General features: G+C 46.3%; 22 protein-coding genes and 1 pseudogene. 17 read left to right on the top strand and 6 right to left on the bottom strand.

Annotated elements, in window-relative coordinates; genetic code table 11:
* The first annotated feature begins 43 nt into the window (after window positions 1-43).
* On the top strand, window positions 44-865 hold the full coding sequence (locus KI350_RS11885; RefSeq protein ID WP_023856136.1) for an alpha/beta fold hydrolase: 822 nt from the start codon (window positions 44-46) through the stop codon (window positions 863-865).
* Between the two features lie 39 nt (window positions 866-904).
* On the opposite strand, the gene KI350_RS11880 is transcribed toward KI350_RS11885, so the two are convergent.
* Both KI350_RS11880 and KI350_RS11875 read right to left on the bottom strand, forming a co-directional pair.
* Window positions 905-1,159 carry a DUF1871 family protein gene (locus KI350_RS11880; protein ID WP_023856137.1) on the bottom strand — a complete coding sequence of 85 codons (255 nt, stop codon included), beginning with the start codon at window positions 1,157-1,159 and terminating at the stop codon, window positions 905-907.
* 79 nt (window positions 1,160-1,238) lie between these two features.
* Window positions 1,239-1,737 (bottom strand): annotated as a pseudogene (locus tag KI350_RS11875) (hypothetical protein).
* Window positions 1,738-1,843: 106 nt separating this feature from the next.
* On the opposite strand from KI350_RS11875, the gene KI350_RS11870 reads away from it, so the two are divergent.
* Window positions 1,844-3,007 carry a MalY/PatB family protein gene (locus KI350_RS11870; protein ID WP_025809718.1) on the top strand — a complete coding sequence of 388 codons (1,164 nt, stop codon included), beginning with the start codon at window positions 1,844-1,846 and terminating at the stop codon, window positions 3,005-3,007.
* 26 nt (window positions 3,008-3,033) lie between these two features.
* Here the strand turns inward: KI350_RS11870 and KI350_RS11865 are convergent, their stop codons facing one another.
* Complete coding sequence (locus KI350_RS11865) at window positions 3,034-3,234, bottom strand: hypothetical protein (RefSeq protein ID WP_020452772.1); 201 nt, start codon at window positions 3,232-3,234, stop codon at window positions 3,034-3,036.
* A gap of 67 nt (window positions 3,235-3,301) precedes the next feature.
* On the opposite strand from KI350_RS11865, the gene kapB reads away from it, so the two are divergent.
* Window positions 3,302-3,691, top strand: coding sequence for a kinase-associated lipoprotein KapB (gene kapB, locus KI350_RS11860; RefSeq protein ID WP_023856140.1), 390 nt, complete (start codon window positions 3,302-3,304; stop codon window positions 3,689-3,691).
* Window positions 3,692-3,718: 27 nt separating this feature from the next.
* Here the strand turns inward: kapB and kapD are convergent, their stop codons facing one another.
* Window positions 3,719-4,336 (bottom strand): 3'-5' exonuclease KapD, encoded by a 618-nt coding sequence (kapD, locus tag KI350_RS11855; RefSeq protein ID WP_023856141.1) that lies wholly within the window; start codon window positions 4,334-4,336, stop codon window positions 3,719-3,721.
* Window positions 4,337-4,646: 310 nt separating this feature from the next.
* Here kapD and KI350_RS11850 point away from each other — a divergent pair, with 310 nt between their 5' ends.
* The 3 genes from KI350_RS11850 to KI350_RS11840 all read left to right on the top strand — a co-directional run bounded on the left by KI350_RS11850 (window position 4,647) and on the right by KI350_RS11840 (window position 8,223).
* Complete coding sequence (locus KI350_RS11850) at window positions 4,647-5,825, top strand: MFS transporter (protein WP_025809721.1); 1,179 nt, start codon at window positions 4,647-4,649, stop codon at window positions 5,823-5,825.
* A gap of 132 nt (window positions 5,826-5,957) precedes the next feature.
* A complete protein-coding gene (locus KI350_RS11845) occupies window positions 5,958-7,793 on the top strand; it encodes a transglycosylase domain-containing protein (RefSeq protein ID WP_052252271.1) in 1,836 nt (611 codons plus the stop codon).
* 31 nt (window positions 7,794-7,824) lie between these two features.
* Complete coding sequence (locus KI350_RS11840) at window positions 7,825-8,223, top strand: thiol-disulfide oxidoreductase DCC family protein (protein WP_033155026.1); 399 nt, start codon at window positions 7,825-7,827, stop codon at window positions 8,221-8,223.
* Window positions 8,224-8,274: 51 nt separating this feature from the next.
* On the opposite strand, the gene KI350_RS11835 is transcribed toward KI350_RS11840, so the two are convergent.
* Window positions 8,275-8,832: a YufK family protein gene (locus tag KI350_RS11835; protein ID WP_020452777.1), complete on the bottom strand. Its 558-nt coding sequence runs from the start codon at window positions 8,830-8,832 to the stop codon at window positions 8,275-8,277.
* Between the two features lie 186 nt (window positions 8,833-9,018).
* Between KI350_RS11835 and malK the strand changes: the two genes are divergently transcribed.
* The 7 genes from malK to KI350_RS11800 all read left to right on the top strand — a co-directional run bounded on the left by malK (window position 9,019) and on the right by KI350_RS11800 (window position 15,242).
* Entirely contained in the window at window positions 9,019-10,620 is a 1,602-nt protein-coding gene (gene malK, locus KI350_RS11830) for a malate sensor histidine kinase MalK (protein WP_020452778.1), read from the top strand.
* Window positions 10,613-11,320 carry a response regulator gene (locus KI350_RS11825; protein WP_025809726.1) on the top strand — a complete coding sequence of 236 codons (708 nt, stop codon included), beginning with the start codon at window positions 10,613-10,615 and terminating at the stop codon, window positions 11,318-11,320. The genes malK and KI350_RS11825 overlap by 8 nt, the downstream gene beginning before the upstream one ends.
* A gap of 49 nt (window positions 11,321-11,369) precedes the next feature.
* Window positions 11,370-11,552, top strand: a complete 183-nt coding sequence (locus KI350_RS11820) for a hypothetical protein (protein ID WP_106071025.1) — start codon at window positions 11,370-11,372, stop codon at window positions 11,550-11,552.
* A 214-nt stretch (window positions 11,553-11,766) separates the two neighbouring features.
* Window positions 11,767-12,303: a CDP-diacylglycerol--serine O-phosphatidyltransferase gene (gene pssA, locus KI350_RS11815; protein WP_020452780.1), complete on the top strand. Its 537-nt coding sequence runs from the start codon at window positions 11,767-11,769 to the stop codon at window positions 12,301-12,303.
* A gap of 6 nt (window positions 12,304-12,309) precedes the next feature.
* Window positions 12,310-12,792 carry a DedA family protein gene (locus KI350_RS11810; protein WP_020452781.1) on the top strand — a complete coding sequence of 161 codons (483 nt, stop codon included), beginning with the start codon at window positions 12,310-12,312 and terminating at the stop codon, window positions 12,790-12,792.
* A gap of 42 nt (window positions 12,793-12,834) precedes the next feature.
* On the top strand, window positions 12,835-13,626 hold the full coding sequence (locus KI350_RS11805; protein WP_035337582.1) for a phosphatidylserine decarboxylase: 792 nt from the start codon (window positions 12,835-12,837) through the stop codon (window positions 13,624-13,626).
* A gap of 272 nt (window positions 13,627-13,898) precedes the next feature.
* Window positions 13,899-15,242: a 2-hydroxycarboxylate transporter family protein gene (locus KI350_RS11800; protein ID WP_065643716.1), complete on the top strand. Its 1,344-nt coding sequence runs from the start codon at window positions 13,899-13,901 to the stop codon at window positions 15,240-15,242.
* Between the two features lie 59 nt (window positions 15,243-15,301).
* Here the strand turns inward: KI350_RS11800 and KI350_RS11795 are convergent, their stop codons facing one another.
* The gene (locus KI350_RS11795) at window positions 15,302-15,535 is read right to left on the bottom strand and encodes a hypothetical protein (protein ID WP_025809732.1); all 234 of its coding nucleotides are present in this window, start codon (window positions 15,533-15,535) and stop codon (window positions 15,302-15,304) included.
* 245 nt (window positions 15,536-15,780) lie between these two features.
* On the opposite strand from KI350_RS11795, the gene KI350_RS11790 reads away from it, so the two are divergent.
* From KI350_RS11790 to KI350_RS11775, 4 genes are read left to right on the top strand one after another with little or no spacing between them, the layout of a single operon-like run.
* Window positions 15,781-18,183, top strand: a complete 2,403-nt coding sequence (locus KI350_RS11790; protein WP_023856151.1) for a Na+/H+ antiporter subunit A — start codon at window positions 15,781-15,783, stop codon at window positions 18,181-18,183.
* Window positions 18,180-18,611 carry a Na(+)/H(+) antiporter subunit B gene (locus KI350_RS11785; RefSeq protein ID WP_003184834.1) on the top strand — a complete coding sequence of 144 codons (432 nt, stop codon included), beginning with the start codon at window positions 18,180-18,182 and terminating at the stop codon, window positions 18,609-18,611. The genes KI350_RS11790 and KI350_RS11785 overlap by 4 nt, the downstream gene beginning before the upstream one ends.
* Window positions 18,611-18,952 (top strand): Na(+)/H(+) antiporter subunit C, encoded by a 342-nt coding sequence (locus tag KI350_RS11780; protein WP_020452785.1) that lies wholly within the window; start codon window positions 18,611-18,613, stop codon window positions 18,950-18,952. The genes KI350_RS11785 and KI350_RS11780 overlap by 1 nt, the downstream gene beginning before the upstream one ends.
* Complete coding sequence (locus KI350_RS11775) at window positions 18,945-20,423, top strand: Na+/H+ antiporter subunit D (protein WP_025809735.1); 1,479 nt, start codon at window positions 18,945-18,947, stop codon at window positions 20,421-20,423. The genes KI350_RS11780 and KI350_RS11775 overlap by 8 nt, the downstream gene beginning before the upstream one ends.
* Window positions 20,424-20,425: the final 2 nt, after the last annotated feature.

Below are 20,425 nucleotides of genomic sequence, written 5' to 3'. Positions count from 1 at the left end.
ATTGTTTGAACATGAAAGAAAAACATTCGGAGTGATTTGGATCATGCTGTTAACAAAACCTTCTATTGAAACCATTCAAGGGGTCAATATATATTATGAGCATTACGAGAATCCGGGCAGGCAATCGCTCGTTTTAATACACGGCTTTCTTTCTTCCTCGTTTTGCTACAGAAAAATCATTCCTCTTCTGAAGGATGAGTTTAATTTAGTCGCCGTTGACCTGCCTCCCTTCGGCCAATCAGAAAAATCCAGCACCTTTGTGTATACCTATCAAAACATGGCCAGGGTGGTCATCGAACTGATCGAAAGGCTGAGGATTAGAGACGCCGTGCTTGTCGGACATTCGATGGGCGGCCAGATTTCACTTTATGCGATAAAGGAAAGGCCTGAACTGTTCAAAAAAGTCGTCCTGCTGTGCAGCTCAGGCTATTTAAAGCGTTCCCCCCGCCCGCTCATTTTCGGGAGCCATATTCCTTATTTTTATTTGTACATCAAGCGCTGGCTGTCAAAACAAGGCGTCCTGAAAAATCTCATGAATGTTGTCTACGACAGATCTCTGATCGATCAGGAGATGATCAATGGCTACCTGAAACCGTTTCTTGACGATCAAATTTTCAGGGCGCTCGCGCGTCTCATCAGACACCGGGAAGGCGATTTATTACCGGACGATTTGAAGAAAATCGAGACGCCTTCCCTCTTAATCTGGGGCGAAGAGGACCGCGTTGTCCCTGTACAGATCGGCAAAAGGCTTCATCAGGATTTGCCCAATTCCATTTTCTATTCCTTGCGGGAAACCGGCCACCTCGTCCCCGAAGAAAATCCGGATTATGTATCAGACAAAATTGCCGATTTCATTTTGACATGAATATAAAAAAACCGCCGTTTGGCGGTTTTTAAATTTTGATCAGCACGAACTGCTGTCTTTGATCGCAAGGAGCCGTTCAGCCAGCTGTTTGCATTTTGCCAGCGGCAGCGTCTGATCAAATGATACTTCAAAAACGGACTGGATAGCTTCGCCCAGCCGCTCTGCGTCGTTTTCCGTGTAGACGGCCTGAACAATCTCGGCCGCTTCCGTTTCATAAAAATCGGGTCCGGCTTGAAACGGATCCCATTCCTTTATGATGTGGATGATTTGTGCTGCTGCCTGACTTTCTTTCATCATGATCACCGCTTCATTGTAATGTTTCAAAAGCTATTGTATCATAACGCGCCGGCTTGTCGATAAGGAAAGCACCAGGCTATCGGCCGGCTTGTCTCCGCTTCCTCCGCCAGGCGATCAGCAGCAGCCCGATGCCGTTGACGAGAATCAATCCGAACATGGTATTTCCGAGGGGCGCCCAGCCGTTTTCCCCCGTCAGCATCACTGACAGCACAACCTTGCCGATCAGCGTCACATTCAATACCGCAAGTCCCCACCCTAAGGAGCGCTTCCAAAATGCCGCGCCAATCAACACGAGAAACCCCATCATAAAAGCGAGCGTGAGCACGGCAGAAAGCGGGTTGGACAAAAGCATCTGCTCGTAATCCAAAACAGCCTGCATCTCCGGATTGATCCGCTCGGGGACGGGAAACCAAAACATGCTGCTCGTCATCAGCAAAAAAGTAACGATGACGCCTTTCCAAGTCCGCCTATAGCAAAAATACGCAAGCGCCACAAGAAAGACCGGGCGAATATACCAGCTCATAGGGTTGAGATGACGCTGAAAAGCCCACTCAGGGCACACTGCTCCATTCCATCGGATGCCACTCCCTTTACTTTATAAAAGCTTTCATGGTTAAAACATTGCAATCTATCCTTATCACAGTTAATGTATAACATATGAAAAAGACATGAGGTGAGATCATGGATTTTAATACAGAACATAACAGACGCGGGACCCAGTCTGTGAAGTGGGACTTAACACAGGAATTATTCGGTGTAGATGACGCGCTTCCAATGTGGGTGGCTGATATGGATTTCCGCGCCCCCCAGCCCGTTATCGACGCTCTTCAGCAGCGCTTGGAGCACGGGGTTTTTGGCTATACATCTGCAAGCGCGGGCACGAACGAAGCTGTCACCGATTGGCTTAGCCGCCGGCACGGATGGAATACTGAACCGGCGTTTATCACTTTCAGCCCGGGCATTGTAACAGCGCTAGCCCAAGCGGTGCAGGCGTACACAGAGCCCGGCGAGCGGGTGGTCGTACAGCCGCCTGTATATACGCCGTTCTTTGATATTGTTGAAAAAAACGGACGGGTTGTGTTACACAATCCATTAATCGAAAAAGACGGCCGCTATGAAATGGATTTTTCCGACCTTGAAAAAAAGCTTGGGGAACCGGATGTGAAGATGTTCATTCTTTGCAATCCGCACAATCCTTCCGGACGTTCATGGTCGAAAGAAGAGCTGACAACGCTGGGCGAACTCTGCCTTAAACACGGTGTCACAGTTGTTTCCGACGAAATCCATTCAGACCTGATGCTGAACGGACTGAACCATACGCCGTTCGCCTCTTTATCTCCGGAATTCGCGGATATTTCGATCACATGCATTGCACCTAGCAAAACGTTTAACTTGGCCGGGTTGCAGGCCTCAGCCATCATCATACCCGACAAGGCGAAGAGAACCGCCTTTGCAAAAGTTATGCAGCGTCAGGGACTGCATTCTTTAAATACATTTGCAGTTGCAGCAATCGAAGCGGCCTATTCAAAAGGCGAACCGTGGCTCGATCAGCTTATCCCTTACATCGAACGAAATATGGAAGAAGTCCGCCGCTTTTTAGCAGAGGAGCTGCCCGAGGTCCGCATGATGGAGCCAGACGCCTCTTACTTGGCATGGCTTGACTGCCGCAAGCTCGGATTGACGGATCAGGACATCAAACGGCTTCTCCTTCATAAAGGAAAGCTGATTCTGGAGCCGGGACCAAAGTACGGACCGGGCGGAGAAGGATTCGTCAGAATGAATGTCGGATGTTCGCTCTCTGTTGTAAAAGACGGGCTCAGACGTCTGAAGACCGCTTTTTCATAAGCGTTCCGGCTGAAAAACGGGCGCTTCTAAGAGCGCTTGTGGATGGTTTCATTCAATTCTCTTTCCAGCTTTTCCGCTTTTTCAGCTTCTTTTTTGGAATGTTTAATGATCAGCCGGAATACAACAATTGCGATGATAAAGAAAACGGCCAGCGTAATAAAAGAAGGGATATATTCTCTTTTGTCTTCAGGAAAATAGAGCATAAACTGAATCAGAAACGGCGCCATTTTTCTTCCTCCCTGAAATGATTTTTTTACCATTTATTTATTATGATACCATTAGGAGGCAGATGCAGTGAACAACCAATTTCAAGTCGGCGATCGTGTAAAGGGCTTTTATAAGACAGGCGTCTACATCGGCGAAATTACGGATGTTAAACCAATGCACTACCTTGTCAAAATCCTCGCCGTGCTGACCCACCCGAAGCAAGGCGATCTTCACCATCCCAACAAGGCAGACGTCCCTTTTTTTCATGAACGAAAAGCGCTCGCTTTCGGTGAACAGACAAATATCCCGCATCGTATGGTGAAGCCGTTCGATGAAGCTGTACCGGATTATGCGGATTCGCTCCGCTCAGCTTTAAACCGTTTAAAAACGGATCTGCAAAACGATTCGTCCGAATACGCGGCAAAATCGCTTGAACTTATTCATGCGCTTGAAAATGAATATTTCCCGCACAAATAACCCAATCTGTTCGCCAGATTGGGTTATTTATGTGGCGTGCGGAAAAACTTTTGAAAGATCAACCCGTTCGCCGATCGTCGTCGGTTTCGGATTTTCCAAATACTTCTTATCCCGTTCTACGAGCCGAAACAGCTTATACGTTGTCATCGCGTCGTCTAGCGCTTTATGCTGTTTTCCCGTTCCTGAATCGCCGTACTCTTCCGCTGCTTTCCACAAATTCGTCAATGTTTTGTCACCAAAGAATTCCTTGTACTCCATGGAAAGATCCCTCATCTCTCCTTTAAACGGAAACGGAACATGGTTGAACATGCAATTTTGCTTCAGCACTTTCATATCCATGTTTCCCCATGTAATGATGGCGCTGTTTTGGTCAGGATCAAGCTCCCGCAGCTTTTCAATCAACGCGTTAAACGTGATGCCTTGGTCAACCTGTTCCTGTGTAATGCTGAGAAATTTTTTGCAGCGCCTCGTTAATTTAGGGAACTTCTTCGGCTTAATATAGCTTGAAAATGTCTCAACCACCTCATCATGAACCGCCTTTACAATCCCTGCTTCTATGATTTCCGGGAAAAAATTTTGCGGGTGATACTTTCCCTCAGGCATTGTAAATTCAAAATCAATAATCAGTAAGGTGCTCGCTTCCAACTTTCACACCTGCCTTTCTATCTCAATATAAAAAACTTATGGATGTAGCGCAGCGGATGGAAATCGTCCAAGCCTAAAGCCTTCTGAATGTTTTCCAAAGTACGTTCATATTTCTCTTATTATATCATTATATTTCTATATTTAAGGTTTTAATTTCTGAAAATGTTGAAAATTCCTTCAAATACCCAATTTTCATTTTTCCAATGAGCAGCGATTCCATACAGCTTCCACATTTCATTTATAATGAAGGAAATTCAAACTTTTTAAGAAGGTGATTCGCATCTCTGTTTATAAGAAAAACCTTGTGATCATGTGGTTCGCGAATTTTTTCGTGGCCGCAAGCTCTACAATGGTTCTGCCGTTTCTTTCCCTCTATATCGAAACGCTCGGCAGCTATTCGGACGGATTTACGGCAAAATGGAGCGGATACGTTTTCGGCGTCACATTTTTGATGGCCTTTTTGGTTTCTCCTTTTTGGGGAAGGTTCGGAGATAAACACGGCTATAAAAAAATCCTCTTGATCACGGGCACCGGCATCGGCACTTGCATTCTTCTCATGTCCCTTGTCTCTTCCGTATACGAACTGTTTTTTTTGAGAATGGCGATGGGGCTCGTAACCGGGTTCATTCCCACTTCCCTTGCCATGATTTCGGCTCAGACGCCGAAAAAAACGGCTGGCAAAGTGCTCGGCACGCTGCAGATGGGCACGGTCTCAGGAGGGTTATTCGGCCCCTTGCTCGGCGGTCTGCTCGCCGATCGCGTCGGTTTTACATATACGTTTTTCATTACGGCATTTGCCATTTACAGCGCCGTTTTCCTCGTGTTTATCGGAGTGCGTGAACGTCCTTTGAAGGCGAAGCGCGATGCCTCCGCCGGGTATACGAGAAAGCAGGTGCTGCAGACGATTTTGCACCAGCGCCCGCTGATTACGGCGATGATCCTCACCGCTGTGATTCAAGTGGGAAACTTCAGTGTTCAGCCGCTGCTTGCCTTATATGTCAGCGAGCTGCACGGAACTGACAATCTCGCATTTTTCTCAGGGCTGGCTTTTTCTGCAACCGGCCTTGGAAGCCTTCTCGCCGCGAGAAAATGGGGCGTCTTAGGCGATCGGTTCGGCCATGGAAAAATATTGATGATTCTCGCGCTGGCTGCCGCGGTTTGCGTTATCCCGCAAGGACTTACATCTCAGTATGAAATGCTTGTGTTCTTCCGCTTTCTGTTCGGAATCGCGCTTGGCGGGATGATTCCCTGCATCACCGCCTTAATCCGAGTTGAATCTCCGGGGCCTATTCAAGGGGAAGTGCTTGGCTATAATGTAAGTTTCAGATTTTTGGGCAATGTCATCGGCCCGGTGCTCGGCGGCGTTCTTTCCAGCTTTTTCGGAATTTCTTCCGCTTTTTACGCAACTGCCGTCCTCTTTTTCGGCGGAGCATGCCTTCTGATATTCCAAAGGTCCCAGCAAAAAAAATCAGAGGCAAAAGCAAGCTGAAATCGGATAAAAAACTGCCAATCTATCAAATTATCCTTCTCGATATCGAAAAAGAATGGTACGATATGGCTAGAATTTAGCGAAAAGAGAGTGACAAAGTTGCGTTCATTTTTTGGATGGATTTTTCTGTTGATGTTAATTCCTATATTTGTCTTTACCTTAATGGCCTCCGGCCGGGAAGCTCAGGATATGAAGCCTCTCGATCAGGTGCTCGATGAGAAGATCAATATAAAAGATATCGGCCTTGTACAAAACAGCTACATGTATGACAGGGACGGCGCCCTGATTTCAGAAATTGTTTCAGATCACCAAAACCGGGTATTTGTCCCCTATAAAAATATCCCTGATCATGTGAAGCAGCTGTTTCTCACTTCAGAGGATCGGCATTTCTTTCAGCATAAAGGCTTTGATTTTATCGGAATGGCCCGGGCCGCCGCAGCCAATGTCAAAAAAGGCGGCATTGATCAGGGAGCCAGCACGATTACACAGCAGCTTTCGAGAAACTTGTATTTGAACCATGAACGAACCTTCGACCGCAAGTTCACAGAGCTCCTGTATTCCTATCAGCTGGAAAAAAAGCTTTCAAAAGAAGAAATTTTTGAGAAATATTTAAACACGATCTATTTTAATCATGGGGTCTACGGAATTGGATCCGCGTCTTATTTCTATTTCAGCAAGCCTTTGAAATCTCTCAACCTTGCCGAAACGGCGTTTATTTGCGCGATCCCTAATAACCCTACATTATATGATCCTTTGAAACATTTTGACTACACAAAAACCCGCCAAAAGCGGCTGCTTGAAGGGCTGAAAAAAGCGGGCGTGATCACTGAAAAAGAATACAGCAAAGCCGTAAAGCAAAAAATTACGCTTCATGTAAAAGAAAAGAAAGACGCTTATCCCGACTATACGACTTATGTCAACGAGGAATTCACCAAATTGGTGTCTGCTTCGGAAGGGTTTGACGAACGGCTGAAAAAGGCAAAAACAAAAGAAGAAAAGAAAAAAATCGAAAAAGAGCTGTCTAACCGCATCAGCTCCCTCACGACGAGCGGGATCAAAATTTATACGGCGCTCGATACCGGGATGCAAAACCGGGTCGTCCAGCAAGTGAATAATCGCCTCCCTTATGAAGGCGTACAAGGCGGAGCGGTGGTGATCAACCACCAAACCCATCAAATCGTCGCCATGTCCGGCGGGAAAAACTATAAAAAGTATGATTACAACCTGGCATTCCAGGCATACAGGCAGCCGGGATCATCGATTAAACCGCTCCTTGACTACGGGCCGTACATTGAAGAAACGGGTGCGACGGCAGGCAGCATGATTGACGCAAGCAAATTTTGCAGCAAAGAATACTGTCCGAACAACTTCAACGAAAGAACATACGGAACCGTGTCGATCAAGACAGCCTTTAAAAATTCGTATAATACACCGGCCGTACGAATGCTGAACCGGGTCGGCGTGCAAAAAGGATTCAGCTATTTAAAACCGTTCGGATTTGATAAAATCGTTCAAAATGACTACCGTCTTCCTGCTGCACTGGGCGGATTTACATGGGGCTTCTCACCGCTGGAGATGGCCGATGCCTATACGACTTTCGGCAATAACGGCAGCTATACATCCAGCCATGCCATCACAAAGGTGACGGACTTAAAAGGCAAAACGCTTTACAAATGGAAAGACAAACCGCAGCAAGTATTCAGCATGCGGACAAACAACCAAATGCGTCAGCTCTTATCAGCGGTTGTCAAAGAAGGAACCGGGAAAAAAGCGAATTTCAGCGGCGGATATGTAGGAGGCAAAACCGGAACATCCAACGGGTACAGAGACCTTTGGTTTGTCGGATTGACGGATACGTACACAATGAGTGTATGGGTCGGAAAAGAGGCAAAAGGCAATGTCGAGTACCTGCATCACGCGGGACCTCAACTTTTGATCTGGAGAGGAACGCTTGCATACGCATCTTAAATCAAAAAAGGGGTGGCTGAAAGTGGCTGATATGCCTGAGCGAATCGTTCTGTTTGACGGCGTGTGCAACTTTTGCGACGGAGCCGTTCAATTCATCATCAAGCATGATCCAGAAGGCTTATTTTCATTCGCTTCCCTGCAATCTGATGCCGGGGGGAAGCTGCTCAAGCAATATCAGCTCCCCTCCGATCATTTTGACAGCTTTATTTTGATCGAAAACGGACGGGTATATCAGAAATCAACCGCGGCCTTGCATGTGGTGAAAAGCCTTCCTGGTCTTTGGCGGGCCGCTTCCGCCCTCTTGATCATTCCCAGACCGCTACGGGACGCCATCTACAGCGTGATTGCGAAAAACCGTTACAAATGGTTTGGGCAAAAAAGCGAGTGCACCATTCCCGGTCCTGAGATCAGAAAACGATTTTTGTCATAAAAAAAACCGGAGCCGCCGGACAAACGTCCGCGCTCCGGTTTTTTGCATGGCTCAAACGGGCAGGCTCGCCATGACGCTGTTATATAGCTTGATGACGATATACACCGTGCCGATTAAAAACGTAAACCAAAACAGCAGCTCAAACATAATAAAGCCGATTAATGACATAAATGAAAGCGTGCTGTGGATCGCATAAACGATAAAAATTAAATATACGAGTGTTGCGAGTAAAAAAAGCGCTGCAATTCCAGCGGCATATTGGACAAAAATAAAGGATAAAAGGCTTGCTCCCAGGTACACGGCAGAACCGACCCTGATTTTCCTCAGGTTCGCTCCTTCAGGATCTTTGGCGAAAAATAAGAGGGCAAGCTCTGTCACAGTATTGGCAATCAGCTTCAAAGCGGAAAATACCATGAAAAAAATCAGCGTAAACACAGCAAACAAAGCCATCCGGATGCCGCTCTCAGAGAAAAATTCGAGCATTCCTTTGTAAATGCCGAGAGAAGACAGTATCCCCATGGCATAGATAACGGAAGAAATCGCAAGAGATGAACTGAAAAGAAGAATTGCGATAAAAGGAAAAAAGCCTGTTACATACGTATTTTTCATAAAAAAAGTCCCTTTCTGATATGTTCCTCATTCATTATGTACGACTTAGGACCTGTTGACAAGAATATTTTCCATATTTTTAATTTCTGCTGTTCGCGGCAGAAAGGGGCAGGATTCTTCACAAATTCGCCATTTACTTGTAAAGTATTATGTGTTGACTAATCAATAGATCGCGAGGAATCGCCGTTGAAAAAAACATTAAAACTGCAGACACGATTAACGATATTTGTCTGCGTCGTCGTTTTGATTTCTTTATTGATCGCGTTTTTTATGGTCGGTTCCGAGACCGCAAGGAACATTCGGGAGCAGGAGCAGCAGATTGCCCTGCAGACGGCGGAGATGGTCGCCGAAGCTCCGATTACGGCGCAATCGCTGGAAAGCGGCGAATACGATGAGCTCCGAAAATACACCGCCCGCGTTCAAAAAATCACCGAGACTGAATTCGTCGTTGTCATGGATATGAACAGCATCCGTAAAACCCACCCGGATCCGAATAAAATCGGAAAGAAATTTGCCGGCGGGGACGAAAAAGAAGTGCTGAAGGGCCGCCGCCACATTAGTACGGCAAAAGGCACGCTCGGTGAATCACTGAGGGCTTTTGTTCCCATCTATAATAAAACGGGCAGCCAGGTCGGAGCGGTAGCGGTCGGAATCACCCTTAACGAGATTGAGCAGATCACCCAGCAAAATCTCCGCCCTTTATATACGGTCATCGTCCTCAGCATCTTCGCCGGAATCATCGGAGCTGTCATCGTGGCGAGGAAAGTAAAAACGATTATGTTCGGTATGGAACCGTATGAAATTGCAACGCTTTTGAATGAACGAAGCGCGATGCTTGAGTCGACAAAAGAAGGGATACTCGCCGTTGACCGAACAGGAAAAATCAAGCTCGCCAACGCGGAAGCGAAGCGCCTGTTTCATAAAATGGGGATCGAAGAGAATCCGATCGACCGGGATGTCACCGACATCTTGCCAAACAACCGCCTGAAACAAGTGATCGATACTCAGAAGCCCGTTCTGGACCGCGACGTTAGAATCAACGGGCTAGAACTTGTCTTTAATGAAGTTCCGATCCACTTAAAAAAGGGAAACATCGTCGGAGCGATTGCCACATTCCGGGACAAAACCGAAGTGAAGCACTTAGCTGAGCAGCTGTCCGGTGTTAAAATGTACGCAAACGCGCTCAGGGCGCAGTCGCACGAGTTTATGAACAAGCTCCACGTGATTCTCGGTCTCGTTCAATTAAAGAACTACGACGAGCTTGGAAACTATATAAAAGACATTGCGATCTATCAGCAGTCTGAAGCGAGCGAAATTATCAACCATATTAAAAACTCGGTGCTCGCCGGCTTTTTGCTCGGCAAGCAGAGCTATATCCGGGAACAGGGGGCCTCGCTGGAGGTTCATTGCAGCACGAGGATTCCGGATACAGCCAACACAGCGGTGATACACGATTTAATCACCGTTATCGGGAACCTTCTCAACAATGCCCTGGATGCCGTTTCCGCAACTGATAAGAAAAATATCTCGATTTCATTCCGCCACCATGACGGACAGCTTGATATTGAAGTCACGGATACGGGAGTCGGCATATCCAAGGAGGAACAGCAGAAAATGTTTGATCAAGGCTTTTCAACAAAGGGCTCCAACCGGGGGTTCGGGCTTTATTTCGTCGAACAAAGCCTTGAAAATTTAAATGGACATATCATCGTGACAAGCGAAAAGAATGAAGGAACGACATTCAGTCTCCGCATTCCGTATGAACCAAAGGAGGATGACCATGATTGATGTATTAATTGTTGAAGATGACCCGATGGTAAGAGAGCTGAATAAACGTTACCTCAGCCAGGTAGAGGGATTTCAGCTGAAGGGAATTGCAGCTTCTTTTCAAGAGGCTCTCACCTTCCTCCGGGAAGAGCACATCGATCTGATCCTGCTCGATATTTATATGCCGGGCAGGAACGGCGTCGAGCTGCTCACTGAGATCAGACGCCAGAATCAAGCTGTCGACGTGATCGTCATCTCAGCGGCCAGTGAAATGGATGTTGTTCAAAAAACGCTGCGGTACGGGGCTGTCGATTACTTAATCAAGCCGTTCGAATTTGAGCGGTTTCAAAGCGCCCTAATCGATTACAAACGGAAGCAGCAGCTTTATGCAAGCAACCGGAATATCAGCCAAAAAGAGCTGGATTTCGAACTTTTTCAAAAAAAACGCGCGCCCGAAAAGATGCATTTGCCAAAAGGGCTGACCAAAAGCACGCTGAATCTCATTTGGTCAAGCATCAGATCGTTTGACAGCTTGACGTTCACAACAGAAGATTTGGCCAATCACACGGAAATCTCTCAAGTTTCAATTCGCAAATACTTGAAGTTTCTGGAGGAAATCGAAGTTCTCAACGTAGAAATGGCCTACGGCACGATCGGCAGACCGGTTTTCCAATATAAATTAAATACAAATGACTTGAACGTGATTAACCAATATCTATAACATGTCCCCTCCCCGCCCGCTGCTTCCTAAAGACAGCGGGCGTTTTTTTGTGACGGTCACGCTTGACTTCTCGCATGCCGCCGTTACCGGACAAGGATTTATCGCGCTCGCTGCGCTTAGGGTTCGACCCAATCGAATCCGCTCTGTTCTTCGCCTTGCGTTTGACGATTCCCGCGCTGGCCTGATTTATCGGCTTATATTAAAGGAAAACGCCAACCGAACGATAGAATAAGAGAGCGTCTGCTCTCTTATTCATTTTTTTGTTACCTTAACAAAATATAAATTTTTTTGACGCCGCCAGTGTCTTTACCACTTTTATGGTATGATGAAAAAGTCTGGTTATCAATCATTTCAGGAATTTTATTGCAGACAGGAAGCAAATCGTATACAATTTAATATTGTTTAATTTCTATATAAAACGTTTTTATTTAAAGGATGCGAAAACATTGAATAAATCAGTCATACCTTCTTTAATTACGATTGGAAACTTTGTTTCGGGCATCTCTTCAATATTGCTTGCATTCAGAGGGTATTTATTCTTAGCCATTATATTTGTTCTGATCGGCGCTATCTTGGACAGCCTTGACGGCATGGCCGCGCGCAGATTAAATGCCGTCAGCCCGTTTGGAAAAGAATTGGATTCTTTGTCTGATATTATCACTTTCGGAGTCGCCCCGGCCATCATCACCTATTCAATCGTTTTTTATGATGCACCGATCTTAGGCCTTCCTTCGACATTGTTATTCCCTGTTTGCGGAGCGCTTCGGCTGGCGCGATTTAATATTCAATCAGAGAACCAGGATTATTTTACAGGCCTTCCGATCACCGCAGCCGGAACAATTCTGGTTTGCTTAAACCTTTTATCAGAGATCCTTGGCAAAAAGCCGTACATTTTGATTATGCTGTTCCTGTCCTTTCTCATGGTCAGCAAAATCAAAGTCATCAGCCTGAAGGGGAAAAAACTATTGAAGAAAGTGAGCTAGTTTTTCATGGAGTTGGCAAAAGAATTGATTTCCCAATACGGGTATTTTGCGATATTCGGGATGCTTGTTCTCGGAATTGTAGGCCTGCCGATACCCGATGAAGTCATGATGACATTTGTCGGTTATCTGTCTTCTATTCATCTATTAAACTATGAGCTGTCTCTTTTGATCAGCTTTTCAGGTGCGGTATCAGGGATGCTCATCAGTTACTTTCTAGGGAAGAAAATCGGTAAACCGCTGCTCGATAAGTTCGGGAAATGGATCGGTCTGACGCCGAAAAGACTGGACACCGTGCACCGCTGGTTTGAAAAATACGGCCCGTGGACGATTCTTTTCGGCTACTTTGTTCCCGGAATCCGCCATGTGACATGCTATCTGTCCGGCATGAACGAGATGGACATGAAAAGGTTCCTGATTTATGCCGGATCAGGGGCTTTTATTTGGTGTCTCGTTTTTATTACGATCGGATACACAATCGGCGTGATTTAAATACCGCTTGCATCCCGTGTGATCAGTAAAGGAGTGAACAGCTTGAAAAAGCGGCTTTACCGGTTTTTGATCGAGTTGACGAATAAAAAGGGCGTGTCCCGGATGCTGAAAAAGTTTGCTCAGTCAAAGCTCAGCAAACCTCTCATCCCCTCCTATATCAAAACCTTTCATATCAATACAGAAGAGATGCTGGAAGATGTCCGCTCTTTTAACAGCCTGCACGAGCTGTTCATCAGAAAATTAAAGAGCGGTGCACGCCCCCTTTCCGCTGAACCAAACAGCCTGGTCAGTCCTGTGGACGGAGTCATCGAAGAAATGGGCGCCATCACGCGCGACAAGCAATTTACCGTCAAACAAAAGCTCTATTCCGTAGAAGAAATGATCGGGCGATCCGAGATCGTGAACCGCTATATCGGCGGAACCTATATCATTATCTATTTAAGCCCGAGGGACTACCACAGAATTCACAGCCCGGCTGACGGTACACTTGAAACGCAATATTCGCTGGGAAGCGCGTCTTACCCCGTGAATCAAATCGGTTTGACCTACGGAAAATCGCCGCTGACAAAAAACTACCGGATGATTTCCGAATTTAAGCATCAATATGGGTCCGCCCTGCTTGTGAAGGTCGGGGCGATGTATATTAACTCGATCGTGATGCTCGAGGAGTCAAAAGAATGGCGTCAAGGCGACGAAATCGCATATTTCTCTTTCGGCTCGACCGTTATCCTGCTGTTTGAAAAGGATACCTTTATTCCTGATGAGCGCCTTCACCCCTCTCTTCAAGTGAAAATGGGAGAGGCGTTAGGATCTCTTGCCAAAAGAAAATCATAATGCAAAGCCCCCGAAAACAGCTTCGGGGGTTTTTTAAATTGCTGCTTTAAAAAAGCTTTCTCCCCGGACAGGGAATTCCCTTTTTTACCTGGATACGACTCCATAATAAATCAAAAGACCTATAAATTGATCAAAATCAAGCAGATTCCTCCTCTTTTCCCGCTCTTTTTCGCTTTAATTTAATTATCAATCGATTATTTTAATTTAAAAAACGCACAGAATTGACACTTTTCTTCTACAATTGAACACATACAAACATGGGGGTGTTTTTGATGGAAGCAGCAAAAGATTTGAAACCGATTACAAATCACGGTCATAAAGAACATAAAAATTTTTTCCAGAAGTTGATCAATTGGAAAATCGGCGTGATTCCGTTTCCGCTATACATTGCGCTTGCGCTGATTATTTTTCTGGCAGCTTACTATAACGAATTGCCGAATGACATGCTTGGCGGTTTCGCGATCATTATGATTCTCGGTATTATTCTCGGGGATGTTGGACAGCGCATTCCGATTTTAAAAGATATCGGCGGACCTGCCATTCTCTCGCTGTTTGTTCCTTCGTTTTTAGTCTTTTTCAAAGTGCTTAACCCCGCATCTATGGAAGCGGTTACGACTTTGATGAAAACGTCGAATTTTCTGTATTTTTACATCGCATGTTTAGTCGCGGGAAGTATTTTAGGAATGCATCGCACAGTTCTGATTCAAGGTTTTATGAGAATGTTCGTTCCGTTGTTGGCCGGGACGGTCGCAGCGGTTGCCGCCGGTATTCTCGTCGGTCTGTTGTTTGGCTACAGCCCTTATGAAGCTTTCTTCTTTATTATTGTACCGATTATTGCCGGAGGCATCGGCGAAGGAATCCTGCCGCTGTCACTCGCTTACTCGCAAATTTTGGGACAATCCACAGATGTATTTGTTTCACAGCTCATTCCGGCCGCTATTATCGGAAACGTCGTTGCCATCATCTCAGCCGGACTGATGAAAAAGCTTGGCGAAAAGCGGCCTGAGCTGAATGGTAACGGCAGGCTCGTCAAATCGAAAAAAGACGATGAAATTTTCAACCAAAAAGAAGAGGAGCCGAAAATCGATTTGAAATTAATGGGTGCCGGCGTTTTAATCGCATGTTCCTTCTTCATTTTCGGCGGTTTGGTCTCCAAGTTCATCGCAATTCCGGGAGCGATCCTGATGATCATCGCGGCGGCTGCCGTAAAATATGCAAAGCTTCTGCCTGCAAGCATGGAAAAAGGCGCACACCAGCTTTACAAATTCATGTCATCAAGCTTCACTTGGCCGCTGATGGTCGGGCTCGGCATTCTTTACATCCCGCTTGATGATGTGGCGTCCGTTATTTCCCTGCGCTTCATCGCCGTCTGCGCTTCAGTCGTCATTGCCATGGTGACATCAGGCTACTTTGTCGGCAAATTAATGAACATGTACCCTGTTGAATCAGCGATTGTCACCGGCTGTCACAGCGGTCTCGGCGGTACGGGGGACGTGGCCATTCTTTCGGCTTCAGGCCGGATGGGGCTGATGCCGTTTGCGCAAATCTCAACGCGTCTCGGCGGAGCAGCAACCGTCATTATGGCGACCGTTTTACTAAGGTTCTTCACCTCGTAAGGGCCGCATAAAAAAACAAAAAGGAGTCTGATCTATACGATCGGATTCCTTTTTTGTTTTCAGCGTTTCTCAACTCTGATATATTCTCTCGGTTTAAAGGGAGCTCTTTCTTTTCCCATTAAGGACTGATCTTCCGCTCCCGTCTGAAGCGGCGTGTAATCCCCGCGATATTGAGGGCCTTCGTCCGTTCCTATCCCCGGAGTCTGTTCACGCGTCATTTCCCTGTTGATCATAAACGCTCCCGCAAAAAGCGAACAAAATAAACTTAAGCTGATAAAAGCTTTCCTTCTCATCTTTCATCACCTCAAATTCATCTTGTTCAAAAAAACTTTCCATTATACAAATGCCGCATTTTTTGTTAAAATTGTTTTCAGGTTCATAAGACCGCATAAACCGCGGTTTTCATGAGATCATGCAGCCGATTAAAATTTGAGTTATAATTTGTCTAGGTCACCAGTTCTAAAAAAGTACATAACGTTTGAAAATTTTAGTATGGAACAGAATGTATTTATACATGCTACCTTAAAGGGAGGTTAATATGACGGCTTTACATATTGCAATTTTATCGCCTTTTGCACTCGCCTTTTTGATTCCGCTATTGGCGAAAAACGTCAGAAAGATTCATACAGGCTGGTTTGTCCTGGTTCTTCCTGTTCTATTATTTATTTATTTTTTCCGCATGATCAAAATGACGGCGGATGGCGGAACATTAAAGGCTGTACTGGAATGGATTCCGTCCTTTGGCATTAACTTTACCGCATACGTTGACGGACTCGGATTGCTATTCGCCCTTCTGATTACAGGGATAGGGTCTTTGGTTGTCCTTTACAGCATCTATTATCTATCTAAAGAAAGAGAGCAGCTCGGACCGTTTTACGTTTATCTGCTCATGTTCATGGGGGCAATGCTCGGCGTTGTTCTCGTTGATAACGTCATTGTACTTTATTTATTTTGGGAATTGACCAGCATATCGTCTTTTTTGCTCATCGGCTATTGGTACAAGCGGGAAAAATCAAGATACGGCGCGACAAAATCGATGCTTATCACCATTTTCGGCGGTCTTTCCATGCTTGGAGGCTTCATTCTTCTTTACACGATTACGGGTTCATTCTCGATCAGAGAAATGATCAACCAAGTTGATTTAATTTCGGGCCACGGCTTTTTCATTCCGGCTCTCGTGCTGGTGTTAATCGGAGCCTTCACTAAATCTGCGCAGTTCCCTTTTTACATCTGGCTTCCAGACGCGATGGAAGCACCAACGCCTGTAAGTGCTTACCTGCACTCCGCCACGATGGTAAAAGCGGGAATTTATATCGTTGCAAGATTCACCCCTGTGTTCGCTTTTTCCGGGGAATGGTTTTGGATCGTGTCCCTCACGGGGATTGTCACGCTTTTCTGGGGTTCGTTCAACGCCGTCAAGCAGACTGATCTAAAAGCGATACTTGCCTTTTCTACGGTCAGCCAGCTCGGAATGATCATGTCGATGCTCGGCGTCGGTGCCGCAGCTTTGCACTATCAAAATTTTGAATACTATATGGTTGCAGTAATCGCCGCCGTTTTTCACTTGATCAACCACGCGACATTTAAAGGCAGCCTGTTCATGGCAGTCGGAATCATCGATCATGAAACGGGAACGAGGGATATCCGCAAGCTTGGCGGTCTGATGACGATCATGCCGATTACGTTTACGATTACGCTGATCGGCGCGTTTTCAATGGCTGGTCTGCCGCCGTTCAACGGCTTTTTGAGCAAGGAAATGTTTTTCACCAGCATGCTCAGGATTACGGATTTTAATTTGTATAACGCCGACACATGGAGTTTTGTGCTTCCTGTTCTGGCTTGGATCGGAAGCGTGTTTACGTTCATTTACTGCATGGTTCTGCTGTTTAAAACGTTCGGGGGGAAATATCAGCCTGAAAAACTTGAAAAACAAGCGCATGAGGCTCCACTCGGCATGCTGATTTCGCCGATTGTCCTCGTCTCTCTCGTGGTGATTTTTTTCTTTTTCCCGAACATTCTGTCATACAGCATCATTGAACCGGCTGCATCGTCGATTATGCCGACCCTTTTGGACGGAGACGAAAAATTCAAGGTTCATATTTACATGTGGCACGGCTTTTCATCTGAACTCTACATGACAATCGGCGTCGTTGCTCTCGGCGTTCTCGCCTATTTGACCTTGTCAAAATGGCGTAAGGTCTACGGCCTCTTCCCGGAAAAACTGACGCTCAACAAACTGTACGACAGCTCGTTGTCTGGACTTGAAAAAGGCTCCAACAAGATTACAAGAACGTATATGACCGGGTTTCTTCGCGATTATCTCGTCTATGTTTTTGTCTTCTTTATCGTGATCATCGGCGGATCGCTCGTTGTTACCGGAGGCTTTTCATACGATGTGAAAGGCAATGCTTCAATCGGCATCTATGAGCTTGTTCTGTCAGCCGTCATGATTGCCGCAACATTTACCACCGTTTTCGCAAGATCAAGACTGACGGCGATTATCGGGCTCGGCGTCATCGGCTACACGCTTGCGCTGTTCTTCGTCATTTTCAGAGCGCCGGATCTCGCGCTGACGCAGCTGATTATCGAAACGATTTCAGTCGCATTGTTCCTGCTTTGCTTCTATCATTTGCCGAAGCTCAGATTCAAGCCGAAGTCGGCTAAGTTCAGGGTCACAAATGCGCTTGTCTCGGTCGGAGTCGGAACTGTTGTGACGCTGCTCGCACTTTCTGCAAACAGCCAGCGCTCCCTTGAAAGCATCGCATCGTATTTTATTGAAAACAGCTATAAACTCGCGGGCGGCCACAATATCGTCAACGTGATATTGGTCGACTTCAGGGGATTTGATACATTGTTTGAAATTACTGTACTTGTCATAGCCGCTTTAGGAATATACGGCATGATCAGGCTCAGAATGGGGAAAGGAGGGGAAGAGCATTGAAAAAGGTTCAGACGAATGATGTGATCCTGCAAACCGTTACAAAGATTGCATCCTTTATCATTCTGCTCTTTTCTTTCCATCTGTTTTTTGCCGGCCATAATAACCCGGGCGGCGGTTTTATCGGCGGATTGATGACGGCGTCTTCGCTCGTCCTTCTGCTGCTTGCCTATGATTTAAAAACGGTGCAGAACATTTTGCCCGTCAACTTTATCTATGTGGCGGCCGTCGGCTTATTCATTTCCGTTTCCACCGGAATCGGCTCATTTTTATTCGGCGCTCAGTTTCTTTCCCACGCGTTTGATTACTTTAACCTTCCGCTCTTGGGGAAAACGGAGCTTGCCACCGCGGTATTGTTTGATATCGGGGTTTATCTCGTAGTGGTCGGCGTGACCATGACCATTATTCAGACGATTGGGGAGAGAGAATAATGGAGATTTTAATGTCTTTTATTGTAGGAATTTTGTTTATGGCGGCGACATATCTCTTGCTTTCAAAAAGCCTTCTGAGGGTGATTATCGGAACTGCCGTTCTCAGCCATGGCGTCCACCTGCTTCTGCTGACAATGGGAGGGTTAAAAAAAGGTGCGCCTCCCATTTTAAATGAAGAGTCGTCAACCTATGTCGACCCTCTCCCTCAGGCGTTGATTTTAACGGCGATCGTCATTGCTTTCGGGGTCACCTCGTTTCTCCTGGTCATGGCTTTCCGCGCCTACCAAGAGCTGAAAATGGATGATATGGATCAAATGAGGGGAAATGATCAACATGAATAATCTTGTAATTCTGCCAATACTGATTCCTTTAATGGCCGCAGTTCTACTCATCTTTATGAACAAGTCGATCGTGCTGATGCGTGCATTCAGCGCCATATCTTCCATTGCGGCGATCGCGGCGGCCGCTGTTCTTGTGCAGACCGTCTATACGGACGGAATCCAGACCTTATATCTCGGCGGGTGGAAGCCGCCGTTCGGGATCAGCCTTGTCGCTGATCAATTCGCCAGCCTTCTGGCGTTAACGACAGCCATTATCGGATTTCTGACGGTTCTTTATTCGTTTCGCTCCATCGGCGAAAAACGCGAGCGTTTCTTTTATTATCCCGCGGTCCAGTTCCTGCTTGCCGGAGTTAGCGGCGCTTTCTTAACCGGGGATTTGTTTAACCTGTTCGTATTTTTTGAGGTTCTCCTGATGGCTTCGTATGTGCTGATCGTCATTGGCGGCACGAAGATCCAGCTGCGGGAATCTCTGAAGTACATCGTCTTTAACATTATCTCTTCCGCCCTCTTTGTCATCGGAGTCGCTTATTTATATGCGGTGACGGGCACATTAAACATGGCGGATTTGAGCGTTCGGATCAGTGAATCGGGCCAAACCGGGCTGATCACGGTCATCGCTGTTTTATTTTTGATCGTCTTCGGTTTAAAAGGCGGCATTTTCCCGCTGTATTTCTGGATGCCTGGTTCTTATTATGCGCCGCCTGCCGCTGTGTCCGCACTGTTTGGCGCACTTCTGACCAAAGTCGGCCTATACGCGATCACAAGGGTGTTTACATTAATTTTCACCCAAGACGCGGCTTTTACTCATCAATTAATGGTCTGGCTTGCGGCCCTTACGATCATCTTCGGTGTCATCGGCTCGATCGCCTACTGGGATGTTCAAAAAATCATTATCTACAATATTGTGACTGCGGTCGGTGTGATCTTATTCGGTATCGCCGCCAATACGCCGGCTTCGATCGAAGGATCTGTCTACTATCTGATTCATGACATGATCATTAAAGGAGCGCTGTTTATGCTTGGCGGAGCGCTGTTTACTCTGACAGGGACAAACAACCTGAAAAAAATGAGCGGCCTGATCAAAAACCATCCGGTGCTCGGCTGGATGTTTATGATTTCAGCTGTTTCATTGGCAGGGGTCCCTCCTTTCAGCGGATTCATCGGCAAGCTGAAAATTGCAGAGGGCGGCTTTCTAAGCGGTGAATTCGTGATTACGCTGCTGATGCTTTTATCCAGTCTGCTCGTCTTGTATTCCGTCATGAAAATATTTATCAACGGCTTCTGGGGGGATGAACAGGAAGATGCTCCGGCCAAAAGACCGCTAAAAGGCTATATGTATCCGGCAGCGGTACTGCTCTTTCTGTCGCTTGCCATCGGACTCGGAACCGAGCTTATCGCGCCGTATTTCCATCAGGCGGCTGATACGCTCGTCAACCCCGAAAAATATATTGAAGCCGTTTTGAAGGAGTAGAT

The sequence above is a fragment of the Bacillus sp. J41TS8 genome (assembly GCF_018333035.1).
GTDB classification, from domain to species: Bacteria; Bacillota; Bacilli; order Bacillales; family Bacillaceae; genus Bacillus; species Bacillus paralicheniformis.
This window is presented reverse-complemented; position numbering and strand designations above follow the sequence as displayed.

Excerpts from the sequence above, each read along its gene's own strand:
- KI350_RS11885 (WP_023856136.1), top strand. The coding sequence starts at position 44 with ATGCTGTTAACAAAACCTTCTATTGAAACCATTCAAGGGGTCAATATA.
- KI350_RS11880 (WP_023856137.1), bottom strand. The coding sequence starts at position 1,159 with ATGAAAGAAAGTCAGGCAGCAGCACAAATCATCCACATCATAAAGGAA.
- KI350_RS11870 (WP_025809718.1), top strand. The coding sequence starts at position 1,844 with ATGGATTTTAATACAGAACATAACAGACGCGGGACCCAGTCTGTGAAG.
- KI350_RS11865 (WP_020452772.1), bottom strand. The coding sequence starts at position 3,234 with ATGGCGCCGTTTCTGATTCAGTTTATGCTCTATTTTCCTGAAGACAAA.
- KI350_RS11850 (WP_025809721.1), top strand. The coding sequence starts at position 4,647 with ATGTGGTTCGCGAATTTTTTCGTGGCCGCAAGCTCTACAATGGTTCTG.
- KI350_RS11845 (WP_052252271.1), top strand. The coding sequence starts at position 5,958 with ATGTTAATTCCTATATTTGTCTTTACCTTAATGGCCTCCGGCCGGGAA.
- KI350_RS11840 (WP_033155026.1), top strand. The coding sequence starts at position 7,825 with ATGCCTGAGCGAATCGTTCTGTTTGACGGCGTGTGCAACTTTTGCGAC.
- KI350_RS11835 (WP_020452777.1), bottom strand. The coding sequence starts at position 8,832 with ATGAAAAATACGTATGTAACAGGCTTTTTTCCTTTTATCGCAATTCTT.
- KI350_RS11825 (WP_025809726.1), top strand. The coding sequence starts at position 10,613 with ATGATTGATGTATTAATTGTTGAAGATGACCCGATGGTAAGAGAGCTG.
- KI350_RS11810 (WP_020452781.1), top strand. The coding sequence starts at position 12,310 with ATGGAGTTGGCAAAAGAATTGATTTCCCAATACGGGTATTTTGCGATA.
- KI350_RS11800 (WP_065643716.1), top strand. The coding sequence starts at position 13,899 with ATGGAAGCAGCAAAAGATTTGAAACCGATTACAAATCACGGTCATAAA.
- KI350_RS11795 (WP_025809732.1), bottom strand. The coding sequence starts at position 15,535 with ATGAGAAGGAAAGCTTTTATCAGCTTAAGTTTATTTTGTTCGCTTTTT.
- KI350_RS11790 (WP_023856151.1), top strand. The coding sequence starts at position 15,781 with ATGACGGCTTTACATATTGCAATTTTATCGCCTTTTGCACTCGCCTTT.
- KI350_RS11780 (WP_020452785.1), top strand. The coding sequence starts at position 18,611 with ATGGAGATTTTAATGTCTTTTATTGTAGGAATTTTGTTTATGGCGGCG.
- KI350_RS11775 (WP_025809735.1), top strand. The coding sequence starts at position 18,945 with ATGAATAATCTTGTAATTCTGCCAATACTGATTCCTTTAATGGCCGCA.